The following is a 17829-nucleotide window of genomic DNA, read 5'->3' on the forward strand; positions in this document are numbered from 1 at the left end:
CACAAGAAATAATTTGGATGAGATGCTGAATCAAGTTCAGCATGACGTTTCTAATTTTTTAATAGCTTCAAAAACAAAAAAATCTTCACAAAAAATGAACCTTTCCCACATTTTCCCGTCCTTAGTGTAAACGGAAAGTTTGTATGCATACAACAAATGACATGTCAGATAGTGATTTAGTTGCGCAGTATGTTCAGGGAAATCAACAAGCGTTGGCAGTTTTAGTCAAGCGATTTCACAAAACATTTTGCAATCATGCGTATTGGATTGTCAACGATGCAGATGTGGCAAAAGACATCGCGCAAGATAGTTGGAAATTAATTATTGATAAGGTTGAAACACTCCAAAAACCAGCACGTTTTAAAAGTTGGGCGTTGCGGATTGTACACCGAAAAGCGATTGATTATACACGAAATCAAGCAAAACAATTTCAACAAAATCAGTCATACAAAGTAACCAAATCCATTCAGGAGCTTCCGTTAAGTGATACATCGCAACAAAAGCAACAGCTGAAAAAAGCCATTACGGAACTTTCAGCGATACAACAACAAGTCATTCGTCTGTTTTACGTTGACGAATTGAGTTTACAAGAAATTTCCAAACTATTAAATATTTCTGTTGGAACTGCCAAATCGCGATTGTATCACGCCAGAGAACACTTAAAAAAACAAATAAAAAAATAGAAATTATGAGCACATTACATGACATTGATAATTTAATAAAAGAAACACTCACTGAAGAAGAAGCTAAATTTTACGACGAGTTGGACGAACAAGGATTGATTGGTTCCATAAAAAGTATTTTTAGCGGAAAACTAGGTTGGTTGGCGGTCATTATGAATATTATAAATTTGGGCGTATTCGGATTTCTGATGTACAGCTTTATTCAGTTTTTCAACGTGACAGAAACCAACGAACTCATCAAGTGGGGATTGGCGATTGGGATTAGTATTTCCTTTATGTCTATGATTAAATTATATGCTTGGATGCAAATGGACAAACGCGCCATTTTACGCGAAATGAAACGTTTGGAACTACAAGTTTCTTCGTTATCGTCTAAAATATCAGAATAAGATTTTTTCTAAAATAAATTGATAAATGAGTCAGGAGTATAGAATCAAGACAAAAGACAAATCAACAAATTAACAAATTGACAAAAAAAGTATGAGTCAAGACGAATAACGAATAACAAAAAAACAAAGAACAAAGAGAAAAAAATAAATTTTAAATCGAGATGAATATTTAGTAATTTGCAAGCCTCTTAGGGATGATTTCTCTCCCACGCTGAATTTTCGAATTCTTCGAAAGGATAAAGGTACAGTAGGAATGGTTATTTTATTCACTTTAAATTTTTATTAAAATGGCTGTTTTAGAACAATTAACATCTCAGCAAGCAATCGATTTAGAAGACAAGTACGGAGCGCACAATTACCATCCATTACCAGTGGTTTTGAGTAGAGGAGAAGGCGTGTACGTTTGGGACGTAGAAGGAAAAAAATATTACGATTTTCTTTCGGCGTATTCTGCTGTCAACCAAGGACATTGCCATCCAAAAATTGTCAATGCAATGACTTCGCAAGCACAAACCTTAACCTTAACTTCACGCGCGTTTTACAACGACATGTTAGGACGTTATGAAAAGTTTGCTGCTGAGTATTTCAATTTTGACAAATTACTACCTATGAATACAGGTGCCGAAGCGGTAGAAACGGCGTTGAAAATCTGTAGAAAATGGGCATACGAGAAAAAAGGAATTGCTGAAAACAAAGCAGAAATTATTGTGTGTGAAAACAACTTTCACGGAAGAACGACCACGATTATTTCGTTTTCAAACGATCCTGTAGCACGTAAAAACTTCGGTCCTTACACAGACGGATTTATCAAAATAGAGTATGACAATATTGCTGCTTTGGAAGAAGCGTTAAAAAACAATCCAAATGTTGGAGGATTTTTAGTAGAACCAATTCAAGGAGAAGCTGGTGTATATGTACCATCAGAAGGATATTTAGCCAAAGCAAAAGCTTTGTGTGAGCAATACAACGTATTATTTATTGCAGATGAAGTACAAACAGGAATCGCGCGTACAGGAAGATTGTTAGCAACATGTGGCAATTGTTCTTGTGAGAAGAAAAACTGTAGCGGAACACCTGAAGTAAAACCAGATATTTTAATTCTTGGAAAAGCATTGTCTGGCGGAGCCTATCCAGTATCTGCTGTATTGGCAAATGATGATATTATGAATGTCATTCGTCCTGGAAATCACGGTTCTACCTTTGGAGGAAATCCTGTAGCAGCCGCTGTTGCCATGGCAGCGTTGGAAGTAGTAGAAGATGAAGCATTGGCGGAAAATGCGTATCAATTAGGAGAATTGTTCCGAAGTGAAATTAACAAATACATCGAAACAAGTAATATTGTATCTTTAGTACGAGGAAAAGGATTGTTGAACGCTATTGTGATTAACGATTCTGAAGACAGCGACACGGCTTGGAATATTTGTTTGGCATTGCGCGACAATGGTTTGTTAGCAAAACCAACGCACGGAAACATTATTCGTTTTGCGCCACCATTGGTCATGAACGAAGACCAGTTGTTGGATTGTGTTGCTATTATTATCAAAACACTCAAACAATTTGAATAGTGCCTATACGCAAACAAGATAAAAACGTATTCGATAATTTCGAATTACGACTCAACGAAAGCTCAAAGAAGTTTCTACGCGAAGCTTCCAAATGGGCTTTCGTCTTTTCTATCATTGGGTTTGTGTTTTGTGGCATCATGCTTTTTATCGGAATTTTTGCATTGATGTTCTTCAAAGAAGCCAAAACGGTTTTCTCTAGTTTTAGTGAATTTCCGCCGTACGTGTATGCTATCTTTTACATCATCATCGCGATTGTTAGCTTCTTTCCGGCGCGGTATGTGTATAATTTTTCAAGACGCATCAAAACAGCGATTGCAGAAAAAAATACGACAGACTTAACCATTGCCTTTTCTAAAATTAAATTATACTTCAAATCATTAGTTTTAGCGGTTTTGGGTTTGACAATTGTACTCATTCTAGCCATTTTATTTGTAATTCTCATCAACAACGGATAATCTAGTTTCACCATTTCGATTTTGATTGAATGGAAAATATTATTTTTGTTCTCAAAACGGTACAAAGTGAAATCGAAGTACACAACAGCAATCTATTTTTTATTCATATTTCTTGGTGGTGGATTTTTACTCTTTCGAGAAGAAATAAACGGTCAGACGCAATTGGTGTTGACGATTATTGCGGTTTGCGCGATGATGTTCGGATTGTATAAAATCACTACTTCACTTACGTCCAACAAACAAGCTTCGTACAAAGACCAAGAATATTACAACAGAGAGAAATACGAGCAACAAGAAGTCATCAACAACGCAGAAGAAGAGTAATTATGAAATTTCAAGTAGGTGATTATGTAGAAACCATCGACGATGTCATCAAAGGAGTTGTGCAATCCATTGACGGCAACAGCATTACTATTGAAACAGACGAAGGTTTTCCGCTTAGGTTTGAAGCTTCTGAATTGGTGAAAATATCTTCGGATGAAATTGCTACGGAATTATCCAATCAAAAAATATACAGTGCACTGCAAGAAAAAGAAGCGGCAAAAAAGCCCAAACGCGCATTGCCAAAATCTAAAAAAGAACGTATAGAACACGTTTTGGAAGTCGATTTGCACATTCATCAATTGACGAATAAGAGTAAAGGCATGAGCAATTACGACATGTTAACGCTACAGACCGACACTGCTAAACGACAATTGGAGTTTGCCATCCGAAACCGCATACCGAAAGTAGTGTTTATTCACGGAGTTGGAGCAGGCGTGTTAAAGGAAGAATTATACTATTTATTTCGGCGCTACGACAATGTAAAATACTACGATGCCAACTATCAAAAATATGGTTTAGGCGCGACAGAAGTGTATATTTATCAAAATCCGAAATGAACATGAATTACCTTAAAAGTGAAAATAACTTAGAGGTTAAAACGGAGTAAAATTCAACTAAAAAAAAACCAACCCAACCCAACACCAAAAACCTAAGACCTAACACCTTTTAAAAAAACTACTCCACAAAAGTGCTCACGTCTCCAAAATCGAACTCACTATAACGAACATCTTGTCCGTTGGTTCCTGTAAATACAACTTCTTTAAATGTTATAGTGTGATTATACTCTATTATTTCCATTGTTTCCGCATCAAGCACGGGAACCGAAATTACTTCTACGGTTCCTGAAACCGCTAAATATTCTAAGGTAATAGCGATATCGGAAGGTAATTGGTCGCAGAAATATGCGTTGGAAATACTACTTTCAAAGCTTCGGTAATAGCAAGATGCCTGACTGTTCAATGCTGCTGTTCTCGGTACAGGAATGAAATCACCATCTTCATTTTCTTCCGTAGTAGTTGCTTCGTTGATAAGCAATGTTGCGGGGAGTTCTAAAATCAACGTTTCTCCTCCATTTATTTTAAAAACTAAGGTTGTTCCTGCTGGTATCGCATTGTTTAGAGTTGTACAAGCTTGCACAGAAGCAGTCGTTTCTAAATCAATTTCTTCAATCGTTAAATCTCCATCGTCACAACTAAAAAAAAGACATGCGGCAAGAAGGAACACTATTTTCTTCATAAAAGATAAATTAAAACGTCAATCAAATTCGGAAACAAAAGTATTAAGAAAACTCTATTTATTTCGAAACATATTGTTAATAATTTAATTTCGATTATTTTTGTCCATCTATTTTCCCAATCCTGTTATACACAAACTAAATGAAGAACGTATATTTTGACAGTGCAGCAACCACGCAAATTCGACCTGCGGTTGTCGATCGTATCAAAAAAGCTTTAGAAGAAAACTTCGGTAATCCATCTTCTACACATAGTTTCGGACGCTCGTCTAAAACCTTAATTGAAACGGCACGTAAAACAATTGCAAAATATTTAAACGCTTCTCCGCAAGAAATCATTTTTACTTCGGGCGGAACCGAAGCTGATAATATGGTGTTGCGTTGTTCTGTGAGAGATTTGGGAGTTACTACCATTATTACATCACCAATTGAGCATCATGCAGTATTGCATACGGTAGAACAATTGCGCGTGGAAAGTGATATCAAAGTTGCGTATGTGAAATTACAAGATTGCGGAACGCCAGATTATGACGATTTGGAAGCTTTGTTGAAAGCAGACAATTCCAAAAAATTGGTAAGTTTGATGCATGTCAATAACGAAATCGGTAATTTGTTAGATGTGGACAGAGTCGCTAATATTTGTAAAGAATACGGCGCGTTGTTTCATTCAGACACGGTGCAATCTATTGGGCATTTTGAATGGGATTTACAAAAAACACCTGTTGATTTTTTAGCAGCCGCAGCACATAAATTTCACGGTCCAAAAGGAATTGGTTTTGCTTTTATTCGAAAAGATTCTGGCTTAAAACCGTTAATTTTTGGAGGTTCGCAAGAACGTGGATTCCGCGCAGGAACGGAAGCTGTTCACAATGTAGTTGGCTTGGAAGAAGCATTCCGTTTGGCGTATGACAATTTGGAAGAAGAAAAAAAGTACGTTGAAGATTTGAAAAAATACTTTATTGATGAACTCAAAAAAGTACTGCCAGGTGTAAAATTCAACGGAAACTGTCATGAAACCACCAAAAGCACCTATACTTTGGTCAATGTTTGTTTGCCGCTCGATCAACAAAAAGCGTTGATGTTGTTGTTTCACATGGACTTAAAAGGCATCGCTTGCTCCAAAGGAAGCGCTTGTCAGTCGGGAAGTAGCAAAGGTTCACACGTATTGCGCGCTATTCTAAGCGATGAAGATTTGGAAAAACCGTCCTTACGTTTCTCTTTTTCAAAATTCAACACCAAAGAAGAAATCGATTATGTAGTGCAAACGCTGCATGAATACGCAAATTCGTAGGTTTTTTGATTGAAAGATTCAATAATTGAAGATTAAAAGATTTTTATTCGTCAAGCTGATAATAAGAGTAAGCAAAACATCAAAAATCGTAAATCGTACATCAAAAATCGAAAATATCTTTATATTGAAGCGATAAAAGCAAACCTTCTGTTTGAAACTTCAAAGCAACATGATTTCAGCCATCGCTTCTCAATCACGAACTTTCAGAATAGGATATATTCTCGTCTTGATAGTTGCGTTTATTGGAATTTACAGTGCAATTTTCGACAAAAAAGTCAGTCTTGGTGGCGACAATGCCAATTATTACATTTTAGGAACTGCCATTGCCAATGGTGAAGGATATGTCAATATTCATCATGCTGATAAAGAAGCACATTACCATTATCCGCCAGGATATCCAGTAATTATTGCAGGCGTCATCAAACTATTTTCAAATGATGTTGGGAGTATCAAAATTGCCAACGGAATATTTCTCTTAGGCGCGATTTTACTATTGTTTTTTATCGTAAAAAAGCTTTCTCAAAATGATCATATTGCTTTTGCTGTGAGTGGTATTACACTGCTCAACTATCACATTTTAAGCTATTCTACGATTATGATGAGCGAAATTCCGTTTCTGTTTTTTTCGCTGTTGTGTATTTGGCTGTTTCTTCGGATTGATTTCTCAAAATCGGTCTTCAAAAACTGGCAATTTCTCTTGTTAATCGTATTGCTTTCGTTTTCCTTTTACATTCGCTCTGTCGCGATTGCCTTGGCAGGAAGCATGATGTTATTTCTATTGCTAAAAAAACGATGGCGCTATCTTTTTACGCTCGTTGGCGGATTTATCTTGCTCTATCTTCCATGGTTTTTTCGTGGAATGAACTCCACAGGAAACACCTATATTTCACAACTTTCCTTAAAAAATCCGTACCAACCTGAACTCGGAACAATCGGAATCAAAGATATCTTTGAACGAATTTTTATCAATGCAGAACGCTACATCACCAAAGAAATTCCTTCGGGAATGGTGTCTTCCGCAGAGGTTGCGTATACCGATATTTCTACACCAATGACAGAATGGTTGCTAGGTTTTTTATTGGTAATTTCAATCATTTTCGGAATCTATAAACTTTCAAAATTTCGTGTTTTCATTGCCTTGTACGTACTTGCTTTCTTCGCGATATTGTTGGTGTGGCCTAGTGTTTGGTACGGAACGCGCTTTATGTTGCCGTTAGTACCGATACTACTATTTTTAGCTGTTTTTGGAATGATTCAAACTGTCAAATGGCTTTGTGTGAACATTTCATCTAAACATTCAAAAAAAATGGTTCCGCTTGTTGCAATTGTTGGTTTGAGTAGTTGGAGTTTTTTCTACGGAAGTGCGTCCATTTCCAAGCTAAAAGAAAACGCCACTTTTGTATATGCTGATAATTATAAAAACTATTTCGCACTTGCCGATTGGATACAAAAAAATGCTGCGGATACTTCTGTAACTGCTGTGCGAAAAGAAGGCTTGTTTTATCTGTTCTCAAAAAAATATGTGACTAATTTTCAGCGAACGCCCGACAGAGAAGCACAAATTGAATACTTGAAAGAAAAAAACGTACGCTATGTAGTGGTAGACCAGTTAGGCTATTCGTCTACAAGTGCCTATTTAGTGCCTGCAATTGACCGTTATCCGAATAAATTCAAAACGGTAAAAATGTTATCGAATCCGAATACGTATCTGATGAAATTTACACCAGAATTAGGCTATTGGGGCGATTGGAAAGACGAACAACGAAATGGTTTTGGAACCTATCTTTGGGAAGATGGACAAAAATACGAAGGCAATTGGCAGGATAATGTGCGACATGGAACAGGAAAACTCTATTTTAGCAACGGTGAAGTGTTAGAAGGAACTTGGACACAAGGAAAATTGAACGGAGAAGTGGTGAAAAAAGATAAAAACGGCAAAATTATCGAAAGAAGTATGTATCAAAACAATGAAAAAGTGGAAGTGACGTATGAGGCTAACTAAACTTTCGATTATCATTCCGGTGTATAACGAAGCGGCAACGGTTTTGGAGATTTTAAACAAGATTAAGTCCGTACAACTGATACATAATATCAAAAAAGAATTCGTCATTGTTGATGACGGTTCTCAAGATGCTTCCAAACAGTTGGTTCATCATTTCATCAACGAAAATCCGACACTAGACATTCAATATCACGAACACGAGGAAAATCAAGGAAAAGGCGCGTCTATTCAAACAGGAATTTCAAATGCTACAGGTGAATTTCTCATCATTCAAGATGCGGATTTGGAATACAATCCAGCAGAATACAATGTGTTGCTCCAACCCATTTTAGACGATGTGGCAGATGTTGTGTACGGTTCGCGCTTTCTCAAAAAAGAAAAAAAACGAACTTCTTATTTCTGGCATTACAACGCGAATAAATTTTTGACGTTTCTTTCCAATATATTTTCAGGTTTGAAGCTTACGGACATGGAAACGTGCTATAAGTTGTTGAATTCAGAAATCGTAAAAAAAATTCAGTTATCAGAAAAACGCTTTGGTTTTGAACCCGAAGTCACAGCGAAACTAGCAAGAATCAAAGGAATTCGCGTCAAAGAAGTGAGTATTTCCTATGAAAGTCGCCGATACAATGAAGGCAAAAAAATAGGCTGGAAAGACGGCGTGCGCGCCATCTATTGTATTGTAAAATACGGTTTGTTTCGGATGAATTGAAATGTTAACGAGCGTGATTTTTAATAAAATATATAATCTTTAAAAATGTCAAATCGAGCGCAGTCGAGATTGCTTTGAAAAAAAAACACGGATATTTTCCACGACTTTTATAGCTTATAGTTTCTCTTCATACGGAAACTTTCTACTCGCAATTCGCATCATTTTATTGATGATATTCTTAGTGTTTTTTCCTGATTTACGATTGATGATTTTTTCGTAGCGCCACAACAATTTCCCCGTATCTTTATTGCTCAGTTTAATGATAATTTTCCCGTAATCGGACTTTCCTTTTAAATACGTAATCAAATCAAAAGAGGTGTCTACTTCTTCGGAAATCAAAAGTCGAGAAGTAAGTGAGCCGCTGACAATTGCATCTACTTTTAATATTTTGCAAAGTTCTTGCGGAGCGTAAATATCCAAATCTTCTATCGTAATTTCCGCTTTTTTCAACAAACGATTGGTGGTTTTGATATCTTGAAATTCAATTTTGAGCTTCTTTTTACGTTTTCTGTCTAAAAAATAACTTTCCAGCGCTTGTTGCACGGCAACACCTTCTCGTTCTTCCAATTCAGCAATTTGTGCTTCGCTATACGTTTTTTTATCTGACTTTAAATCGAGCGTCGTTTGAAACGGAAGAATCGCCACAATTTTATGATCTTTCGACAATTCTTCAAATGAATCGCTTACATAAATCTTTTTCTGCGCATTGGCAAATGGAACATTCACACAAAATAATAGAAATATAAAAACAATCTTTTTCATTTTTTTACTTTTTGATTTCTTGAGTTGTAGAGTCTTTGAGTTTTACTGAAAACTGCAACTAATACCCAACACCTAAAACTTGTCACATCGAGCGCAGTCGAGATGCTAAAACCTCACATTCATCTTCACATTAAACACACGTCCTGTTAAGAAATTCGGAATTCCGAATTGGCGTTTGGTATACACATCACGAACCCACGTATTGGTAATGGTATTGAAGGTATCAAACACATTGAAAATCTCAAAACCGATACTGGCATCTTTGAAGCTCGACAACCAATGTCCTTTGTTAAACTGCTTGTCTTTGTCCACCAATACATATGAAAAACCTACGTCCACACGTTTGTAGTCAGGTAATTCGCTTTGAAACAAATACGGATCGGCATAACTCGGCGAGCCACCTGGTAATCCTGTATTGTATGTCAAATTCAAATACAATTTCAAATTCGGAATCTTACGCATGTAATCTTGAAACAACACTGCAAACTTCATGCGTTGATCGGTTGGTCGTCGAATAAATCCGCGATTGTTGATGTTTTCTTCAGTACGTAAATAGCCAAAACTCACCCAACTTTCTGTTCCAGGTACAAATTCACCATTCAAACGCATGTCCAAACCATAGGCAAAGGCTTCTGCATTGTTATCCGCTCTATAGCGAATTCGAACATTTTCAAGCGTATAGGCATTGACATTTGATAGGTTTTTATAATAGGCTTCTGTAGTCAATTTAAACGGACGTTTCCACAGTTTAAAACTATAATCATTCCCCAAAACAACATGAATGGATTGCTGTGCTTTTACATTCGGATTCACAACACCGTCAAATGCTCTCAATTCCCTGTAAAATGGCGGCTGATGGTAGAATCCTCCTGACAAACGGAACAACATGTCTTGCTCCCAATCGGGTTTGATAGCAATTTGCGCTCTTGGACTCACCACAGCTTGCGTTTTACTTTGAATTCCGTCGCCATTCACTGTCCAACTGTGCGCGCGAACACCCACATTGGTGTACAACTCGTGTTTGCCCAATTTTGATTGCTTGCTCCATTGTACATATCCAGAAACACGGTCAATTTGTGTATTGTTGCGTGCACGAATGGATTGAAAAGGTGCTAACGGACCTTCAAAAGCTTCATACGGTTGATTGTTGCTAAATTCTGGAAATGGCGGGCGAATAGAAAATCCTGCAGAATCAATCACTTCCCATTCAATCAAACGGTCGCGAATGTCTTCGTGTGTGTATTTTATTCCCCAATCTATTTGGTTTTCGTCGTTTTCTATTTCGTACGTTCCTTTGTGTTCTACGTTTACAATTAAGGCATCCAAGTCGTTTCTTCCGTGATTTAGCTGCGAACCAATTCCTTCGCTAAATTCAACTTCACCCAAATTTTCATCACCAATATTTGAGTTTACTTCGCCCAAACGATATTGTGCCAAAATGTCAAAATGCTCTTGTTCTGTCGTGTGATACGTTGATGCGATGAATTTTAGTGTGACATCATCATTTAAGAAATAATTTGCCTTCAACGCTCCAAAATACGTTCGGTAACGGTCTTCTTCGCGTCCTTGATAGAAAATTAACAGCGCAATTGGATCTTGAAGAGTTCCAAAATTGGTTTGTCGCGTCAAGGGTTCGTAATCGTAATCGTTCAGTGAAATATTCCCTAAAAAGTTCAAGTGAAATTTATCCGAGAATTTATACGTTAAATACGTTTGGAAGTCCGTAAAACGAGGTCTAAAGTTCGTTTCAGTTTGACGGCTGTTTACTAGTAGACTATTATCGCGAAAACGAATCCCAGAAATGGTTGAAAATTTACTATCGTTGCTTGAAGTTTCAATAGAAGCGCTTCCGCCCAATAAACTCAGGTTGACTCTTCCGCCAAAACTCACAGGTCTTCGGTAGGTAATATCTAATACAGAAGATAATTTATCGCCAAACTTCGCTTGAAATCCTCCCGCAGAAAAGTCTACGTTTTGCACCATATCGGTATTTACAAAACTCAATCCTTCTTGCTGTCCCGAACGAATTAAAAACGGACGATAGACTTCAATTTCATTCACATATACTAAGTTTTCATCGTAATTTCCACCACGCACCGAATATTGTGTACTCAATTCGTTGTTATTGCTTACACCAGGAAGCGACATGATGAGATTTTCCACCCCAGGATTGGCACCTGGAATTAAACGTACGGTTTCTGCGGACAATGTGGTAATTCCTTCTACTGTTTTCCGTTTGCGAGAATCAATCACTACCGCGCCAATTTGCTCCGCAGTGGTTGACATTACGGGATAAAACTCGTAATCTTCTCCGTTTTTGAGTTGCACCGTAACCGTAATGGTTTTGTGGGCAATATGTGTAAAAGTTAGCGTGACTTTTTCGTCGGAAGGAATCACGATTTTATAAAAACCATTTTTGTTGGTTTGTGTTCCTGTGCCGACAGATGTTTTGATATTTACGGCGTCAATAGGTTGATTATTGCCATCTAAAATAACGCCTCTTACCGTTCCTGTTTGCGCTACAAGAAAGCTAGCAAACAATAAAAAGCATACGAAAAGCGTGCAACGTGTGGGTTTCAATAGTATTAGTTTTTGGTTTTTCTATAAAATGTGCTGGTAAATGTAGTATTATTTCCAACATTATCAGTAACGATTAATTTTAAATTATGTTTTGCTTCGGTAAAATTTACATCGTCAAAATCGTAGGTCAGCAAGTCTTTTTTCGGGTCGTACTCAAATAAAATCCATTTTCCATTAATGGTTCCACGAAAACTGCGTATGCCTGAAAGATCATCGCTTATTTTTACTTTTAGCTGTTTTTTGTTGGAAATCCATTTGTCGTTAGCAAAATTGACAGGTTTTACCGTTGGCGGAATGGAATCTTTGACTAAAAAATACGTTCCCAAACTTTTAGTACTGGTCGTGAATTTGGTATCTTTCTTTTTAGTTGTGCTGTAGGAAGGTTTGTTTTTTCTGTCCAAACTCGCTATGAATAGTTTTTTGCGCTCTTCGGCGGAATACTTGGAAACATCGAATGAAATAGTGATATTTTTATGCGCAGGCACGTTTTCGTTATGAATAATATAGCGTCCGTCTTTGTCTTTGGACAAGTCGAAATAAAAATCTTCGTAAAAGGTGTTTTTCGGAATATACACACTTACATCGCCTTCTTTTAAAGAATGTTCTGCATTTTGTGTAATCAAATGGTTGGTAACGATTTCTTTTTTCTGCTGCGTAACATTTTGCTTTTTTCCTACGACAGGAATCGTGATGGTGGTCATGTTATTTTTAAAATCCTTCACTTTTAGCACTATGGTATATTCTTTTCCTTCTTCAACAAGAACACGTCCGTTATTGACGACATTTTTATAAATGCTCAATTTATTAGACGGAAGCAAAAAGCAACGTTGTATGCGTTGTTTTAAGGTTTTAAATCGCGCATAATCTATCAATGCATTGATGTATCTTGATTCGCTAAACGCAAATTTGTTAAACGTATAGCTGAAATTTTTCTTGCCATCTACAAAACTTTCAACTTGATACACACCGTTTTTATTAAAGGCTAAATCTTGTCGGTCGTACGAATTGATTCCAAAGCCAATTTCGCCAGAAGCATACACTTTTGAAGCAATATAACTATGATTTTTTTTTCCTTTTTGCAATTGTAATTGCACCATATTATCTGAAGCGTTGACTTGCGCATCTTTCGACAGCGCATAGGCAAACACACCATTTACCGTAGGATGATGCGAATCTTTTACATCAATGCCAAACAACATCGGATTCATTGGTTTGGAGTTTGCATCGCGAATTTCGAAGTGCAAATGCGGTCCGCCAGAAGAGCCACTATTTCCAGAATACGCAATGACTTCTCCTTTTTTTACGGTTAATTCAGACGGTTTTGGGTACAATTGAATCTCGTAACTTTCTTTGGCGTATTGTTGTTTCTTTAAATAGGCTTCTAACTTTGGCGAAAGTTTCTTTAAATGTGCATATACAGATGTATGACCGCTGGAATGTGTTACGTAAAGTGCTTTTCCAAATCCCCAATGTTGAATTTTAATTCGCGACACATATCCATCGCCAATGGCAAATACTTCAAAACCTTCTTTTTGTTTCGTTTTAATGTCAATTCCTGAATGAAAATGATTGCTTCGCAATTCGCCAAAAGTTCCAGATAATATGATTGGAATATCTAACGGCGATCGAAAATCAGGCGTATTGATTTTTTGTTGAGAAAAGGCAAAAGAAAAGAAAAGTAAAAAAATATAAAACAATCTGTACATAAATCAAAAATGCGTTTGAGCAGCTAAAATAGCTAATACTTAGTTAATTTGGAATCTTTAAATTCAAAAACTACACCAAAAAAAGTGAGAATCTTAAAGCATTACTTTAAATAATGTTAAAAACCCTTGCGAACTAATTTTATGAATGCTAAATTTGTAACCATACGCATTGAATAAAAATGTAATGAATAGTACTTTGAAAATCGTTGATTCTCTTGAAAATAGAGTGAGTAAGATGCTTCACAGACTAGAAGTTTTGGAGCAAAAAAATCAACAACTACGTCAAGAATTAGCCAATTCAAAGGAAGCATCGCAGCGTTTGCAACAAGAAATCTCACAGTGGGAAGAAAAGTACAATTCGCTGAAAATTGCAAATTCAATGCTTGGCAGTGATACAAACAAAAAAGAAGCTAAGCTTAAAATAAATACATTAATTCGGCAAATTGACCATTGTATTGCACAATTGGCTGAATGATAAAGTGAGTTCTTTACAACTATGGACAACAAGCTCAAAATAAAGCTTTCTATTGCAGATAGAGTCTATCCGCTAACCATTTCAGCAAGCCAAGAAGAAGGGTTGCGAAAAGCGGCTAAAAAGATAGAAGCTATGATAAAACAGTTTGAGCAAAGTTATGCGGTAAGAGATAAGCAAGATGTACTTGCCATGTGTGCCTTGCAGTTTGCAGCACAAGTAGAGCAAAAAGTCATAGATAAGGATTCCAACCAAAAAGCATTAGAAGAAAAGCTAACCGCGCTCGATGATTTACTGAAAGCGCATCTTAGCTAATAAGTTCTGTAAAATATATAATAGGTTACTGCCTACATTGGTTTTTATTTTTGATAAACTCAACGTTAATTTAATTAAAAAGAGTAAGTCATGGTTGTAAAAGCAAGCTGCTAGTACTTGTACTTGGGCAGATCCTTGATCAATCTGTTAGCTCTAAACTTGTTTTTTGGAGTTTATACGAAACTCTAATCAATGTAGGCTTTTTTTGTGAAACTCAGTTTTGTAATGTATCATCACGAATCTAGTCGTAATGTCACATCAAGCGCAGTCGAGATGCATTCAAAACGATACGTTTTATAAAAAAATCTAAACAAACTAACGCCACTAAGAGACTCACAAAATCTCAAACCTGCGTTGAACAATACCCATTGAAAAATGGCAAACTAAGGTGTTTACCTTAAACATTATTACATAATTAAGACCGATAGATGATGGATAGCACAACAATCATAATTGCAGTCGCCGTTGGTGCGATTGGTTTAATCATAGGCTTTGTCATTGCAAAAAGTTTGGAGAAAAAACAAGCTTCCAAAATGATTGAAGAAGCCAAAAAAGAAGCTTCAGCTGTACTCAAAGAAGCAAAATCAGATGCGGAGAATATCAAAAAAGACAAAATTCTTCAAGCCAAAGAAAAATTCTTAGAGTTAAAAGCAGAACACGAAAAATTTATCTTAGCGAAAGATAAAAAAATGGCAGAAGCTGAAAAGCGTACACGCGATAAAGAATCGCAGATTTCTAGCGAATTGTCAAAGAACAAAAAACTCAATCAAGAGTTGGAAACTAAGTTGAAAGACTACGATTATCGCCTCGATTTTATCGATAAGAAAAAGTCTGAAATTGACCGTTTGCACAAAAGTCAGGTAGAACAATTAGAAGTCATTTCTGGTTTGTCTGCTGACGAAGCAAAAGAGCAATTGGTAGAATCGTTAAAAGAAGAAGCCAAAAGCGACGCGATGAGCTATATTCAAGGAAAATTGGAAGAAGCCAAACTCACCGCACAACAAGAAGCAAAAAAAGTTATTATCAACACCATTCAACGTATTGGAACCGAAGAAGCGGTAGAAAATTGTGTGTCGGTATTTAATATTGAATCTGACGATGTAAAAGGTCGTATTATTGGTAGAGAAGGACGAAATATTAGAGCATTAGAAGCAGCTACAGGAGTTGAAATTATTGTAGACGATACGCCAGAAGCAATTATTTTATCGTGTTTTGATTCGGTTCGAAGAGAAATTGCACGTTTGTCATTACACCGATTGGTTACTGATGGACGAATTCACCCAGCACGAATTGAAGAAGTGGTAAAGAAAACCCGCAAACAAATTGATGAAGAAATCATTGAAGTAGGGAAGCGTACCGTGATTGATTTAGGAATTCACGGATTGCATCCAGAATTGATAAAAACAGTTGGAAGAATGAAATACCGTTCTTCGTACGGACAAAACTTGCTGCAACACTCGCGCGAAGTTGCCAAACTTTGTGGAGTGATGGCTGCTGAACTAGGATTGAATCCGAAATTAGCAAAAAGAGCAGGATTGTTACACGATATTGGAAAAGTGCCAGACACCGAAACGGAAGTGCCACACGCTATTTTGGGAATGCAATGGGCTGAAAAATATGGTGAAAAAGAAGAAGTTTGTAACGCTATTGGAGCGCATCACGACGAAATTGAAATGACTTCGATGTTGTCACCAATTGTTCAAGTATGCGATGCTATTTCTGGAGCGCGTCCTGGAGCGCGTCGTCAAGTATTAGACAGTTATATTCAACGTTTGAAAGACTTGGAAGATATTGCCTTCGGATTTACAGGTGTTAAGAAAGCCTATGCGATTCAAGCTGGTAGAGAATTGCGTGTGATTGTAGAAAGCGAAAAAGTAGACGATGCAAAAGCAGCGGAACTGTCGTTTAACATCTCACAAAAAATTCAAACAGACATGACCTATCCAGGTCAAGTAAAGATTACTGTAATTAGAGAAACGAGAGCAGTCAATATTGCCAAATAAGCGTTCAAAACGTATAAAAATTATTCAGTAAACGTGAATACCAAAGTTTTAGACTACGGTATTCACGTTTATAGTTTATGGCAAACCTATGGCGAAATGGTTTTGTTTGTGAGTATCTTTAGGTATAACCTAAATAATCCCTCAGATGTTACAAAAAATTTTAAATTTAACAGGCGTTGATGCACTTAGTAAAGTAGCCCAAGTGCATACTAGTGGAGGGAAAGACACCTCCGAGACCCCTTCTTTTATGTGTTATTGTAACAACATTTTTGTAGGCAAAAAAAATTCTGTACAAGAATGCTGGAAAACGTGTTAACAACATAATGATGCTAGGAAAAGAAGAAAAGCAGCAATCTTTGCGAAAAAGGTTGCTGCTTTTTTTAGGTACGCGGATGATAACGTTGCATAATTTCAGCCAAATGCTTTCTATCTACATGCATGTAAATTTCGGTAGTTGTAATGCTTTCATGCCCTAGCATGAGCTGAATGGCGCGTAAATCGGCACCGTTTTCTAGCAAATGTGTCGCAAACGAATGCCGAAAAGTATGTGGAGATATTTTCTTTTTAAGTCCCGTTTTTTCCGCCAAGCGTTTGATAATGGTAAAAATCATGACGCGAGTGAGTTGTTTTCCGCGTCGATTCAAAAAAACGGTATCGCTAAACTCAGGCACTTCTTTCACAAACGGACGCGATTCTTTAATATACATATTGATATATTTCTGTGTAATGGAGCCAATAGGCACAAAACGTTGTTTGTCGCCCTTTCCTGTCACTCTGATAAAACCTTCGTCAAAAAACAAATCGGATAGTTTTAAATTGACCAATTCGCTGACGCGCAAACCGCAACCGTACAAAGTTTCAATAATGGCTTTATTTCGATGTCCTTCTGCGGTACTCAGATCAATCGCTGCAATTAACTTTTCAATGTCTTGAAGTGCGAGTGTATCGGGTAATTTTCTTCCAATTTTTGGCGCTTCAATCATTTCCATCGGATTGTCTTTTCGGTAATCTTCAAACACCAAATACGTAAAAAAGCTTTTCAAACCCGAAATAATTCGCGTCTGAGAGCGAGCGTTTAATACTTTTGCAATTTCGTAAATAAATTGTTGTACCGTTGCTTCGTCAATTGATAATGGCGTATGATTGCTATTGTTTTCTTCTACAAACCGAATCAGCTTTTCAATATCATGCGAATAATTCACAATCGTATTTTCTGATAAACCGCGTTCAATTTTCAAAAAATGCTTAAAATCCTTTAATGTATGCGTCCATTTCATAAAAAATCAGCGATTTTAGTAGGGTGGATTATAATTGAAAACATCTGTAAATCAGTGAA

General features: G+C 36.8%; 17 protein-coding genes and 1 other RNA gene. 13 read left to right on the plus strand and 5 right to left on the minus strand.

The window, feature by feature from the left end; all coding sequences use genetic code 11:
- Positions 1 to 143: 143 nt before the first annotated feature.
- The 6 genes from C8N46_RS04165 to C8N46_RS04190 all read left to right on the plus strand — a co-directional run bounded on the left by C8N46_RS04165 (position 144) and on the right by C8N46_RS04190 (position 3973).
- Positions 144 to 683 (plus strand): RNA polymerase sigma factor, encoded by a 540-nt coding sequence (locus tag C8N46_RS04165; protein ID WP_108113626.1) that lies wholly within the window; start codon positions 144 to 146, stop codon positions 681 to 683.
- Between the two features lie 5 nt (positions 684 to 688).
- Positions 689 to 1072, plus strand: a complete 384-nt coding sequence (locus C8N46_RS04170; protein WP_108113627.1) for a DUF6768 family protein — start codon at positions 689 to 691, stop codon at positions 1070 to 1072.
- Between the two features lie 287 nt (positions 1073 to 1359).
- Complete coding sequence (rocD, locus tag C8N46_RS04175) at positions 1360 to 2637, plus strand: ornithine--oxo-acid transaminase (RefSeq protein WP_108113628.1); 1278 nt, start codon at positions 1360 to 1362, stop codon at positions 2635 to 2637.
- Positions 2637 to 3092 (plus strand): hypothetical protein, encoded by a 456-nt coding sequence (locus tag C8N46_RS04180; RefSeq protein WP_108113629.1) that lies wholly within the window; start codon positions 2637 to 2639, stop codon positions 3090 to 3092. The genes rocD and C8N46_RS04180 overlap by 1 nt, the downstream gene beginning before the upstream one ends.
- 66 nt (positions 3093 to 3158) lie before the next feature.
- Positions 3159 to 3416: a hypothetical protein gene (locus C8N46_RS04185; protein WP_108113630.1), complete on the plus strand. Its 258-nt coding sequence runs from the start codon at positions 3159 to 3161 to the stop codon at positions 3414 to 3416.
- 2 nt (positions 3417 to 3418) lie between these two features.
- Positions 3419 to 3973 carry a Smr/MutS family protein gene (locus C8N46_RS04190; protein WP_108113631.1) on the plus strand — a complete coding sequence of 185 codons (555 nt, stop codon included), beginning with the start codon at positions 3419 to 3421 and terminating at the stop codon, positions 3971 to 3973.
- Positions 3974 to 4091: 118 nt separating this feature from the next.
- Here the strand turns inward: C8N46_RS04190 and C8N46_RS04195 are convergent, their stop codons facing one another.
- The gene (locus C8N46_RS04195; protein WP_108113632.1) at positions 4092 to 4652 is read right to left on the minus strand and encodes a hypothetical protein; all 561 of its coding nucleotides are present in this window, start codon (positions 4650 to 4652) and stop codon (positions 4092 to 4094) included.
- Positions 4653 to 4792: 140 nt separating this feature from the next.
- Here C8N46_RS04195 and C8N46_RS04200 point away from each other — a divergent pair, with 140 nt between their 5' ends.
- The 3 genes from C8N46_RS04200 (at position 4793) to C8N46_RS04210 (ending at position 8655) form a co-directional block, all read left to right on the plus strand.
- On the plus strand, positions 4793 to 5941 hold the full coding sequence (locus C8N46_RS04200) for a cysteine desulfurase family protein (protein WP_108113633.1): 1149 nt from the start codon (positions 4793 to 4795) through the stop codon (positions 5939 to 5941).
- 169 nt (positions 5942 to 6110) lie between these two features.
- Positions 6111 to 7943 carry a glycosyltransferase family 39 protein gene (locus tag C8N46_RS04205; protein WP_108113634.1) on the plus strand — a complete coding sequence of 611 codons (1833 nt, stop codon included), beginning with the start codon at positions 6111 to 6113 and terminating at the stop codon, positions 7941 to 7943.
- Positions 7930 to 8655 carry a glycosyltransferase family 2 protein gene (locus tag C8N46_RS04210; protein ID WP_108113635.1) on the plus strand — a complete coding sequence of 242 codons (726 nt, stop codon included), beginning with the start codon at positions 7930 to 7932 and terminating at the stop codon, positions 8653 to 8655. Before C8N46_RS04205 ends, C8N46_RS04210 begins: the two co-directional genes overlap by 14 nt.
- Positions 8656 to 8769: 114 nt before the next feature.
- Here C8N46_RS04210 and C8N46_RS04215 read toward each other — a convergent pair whose 3' ends face one another.
- The 3 genes from C8N46_RS04215 to C8N46_RS04225 all read right to left on the minus strand — a co-directional run bounded on the left by C8N46_RS04215 (position 8770) and on the right by C8N46_RS04225 (position 13703).
- The gene (locus C8N46_RS04215; RefSeq protein WP_108113636.1) at positions 8770 to 9417 is read right to left on the minus strand and encodes a hypothetical protein; all 648 of its coding nucleotides are present in this window, start codon (positions 9415 to 9417) and stop codon (positions 8770 to 8772) included.
- Between the two features lie 105 nt (positions 9418 to 9522).
- Positions 9523 to 11997, minus strand: coding sequence for a TonB-dependent receptor (locus C8N46_RS04220; protein WP_108113637.1), 2475 nt, complete (start codon positions 11995 to 11997; stop codon positions 9523 to 9525).
- A 5-nt stretch (positions 11998 to 12002) separates the two neighbouring features.
- The gene (locus C8N46_RS04225; protein ID WP_108113638.1) at positions 12003 to 13703 is read right to left on the minus strand and encodes a M23 family metallopeptidase; all 1701 of its coding nucleotides are present in this window, start codon (positions 13701 to 13703) and stop codon (positions 12003 to 12005) included.
- Between the two features lie 184 nt (positions 13704 to 13887).
- Here C8N46_RS04225 and C8N46_RS04230 point away from each other — a divergent pair, with 184 nt between their 5' ends.
- The 4 genes from C8N46_RS04230 (at position 13888) to rny (ending at position 16493) form a co-directional block, all read left to right on the plus strand.
- Positions 13888 to 14178, plus strand: coding sequence for a hypothetical protein (locus C8N46_RS04230; protein ID WP_108113639.1), 291 nt, complete (start codon positions 13888 to 13890; stop codon positions 14176 to 14178).
- A 21-nt stretch (positions 14179 to 14199) separates the two neighbouring features.
- The gene (locus tag C8N46_RS04235; protein ID WP_108113640.1) at positions 14200 to 14490 is read left to right on the plus strand and encodes a cell division protein ZapA; all 291 of its coding nucleotides are present in this window, start codon (positions 14200 to 14202) and stop codon (positions 14488 to 14490) included.
- Between the two features lie 57 nt (positions 14491 to 14547).
- Positions 14548 to 14665: non-coding RNA, 6S RNA (gene ssrS, locus C8N46_RS04240), on the plus strand.
- Between the two features lie 256 nt (positions 14666 to 14921).
- On the plus strand, positions 14922 to 16493 hold the full coding sequence (rny, locus tag C8N46_RS04245; protein ID WP_108114115.1) for a ribonuclease Y: 1572 nt from the start codon (positions 14922 to 14924) through the stop codon (positions 16491 to 16493).
- 380 nt (positions 16494 to 16873) lie between these two features.
- Here rny and xerD read toward each other — a convergent pair whose 3' ends face one another.
- Positions 16874 to 17770, minus strand: a complete 897-nt coding sequence (gene xerD / locus C8N46_RS04250; protein WP_108113641.1) for a site-specific tyrosine recombinase XerD — start codon at positions 17768 to 17770, stop codon at positions 16874 to 16876.
- Positions 17771 to 17829: the final 59 nt, after the last annotated feature.

The sequence above is a fragment of the Kordia periserrulae genome (assembly GCF_003054265.1).
GTDB classification, from domain to species: Bacteria; Bacteroidota; Bacteroidia; order Flavobacteriales; family Flavobacteriaceae; genus Kordia; species Kordia periserrulae.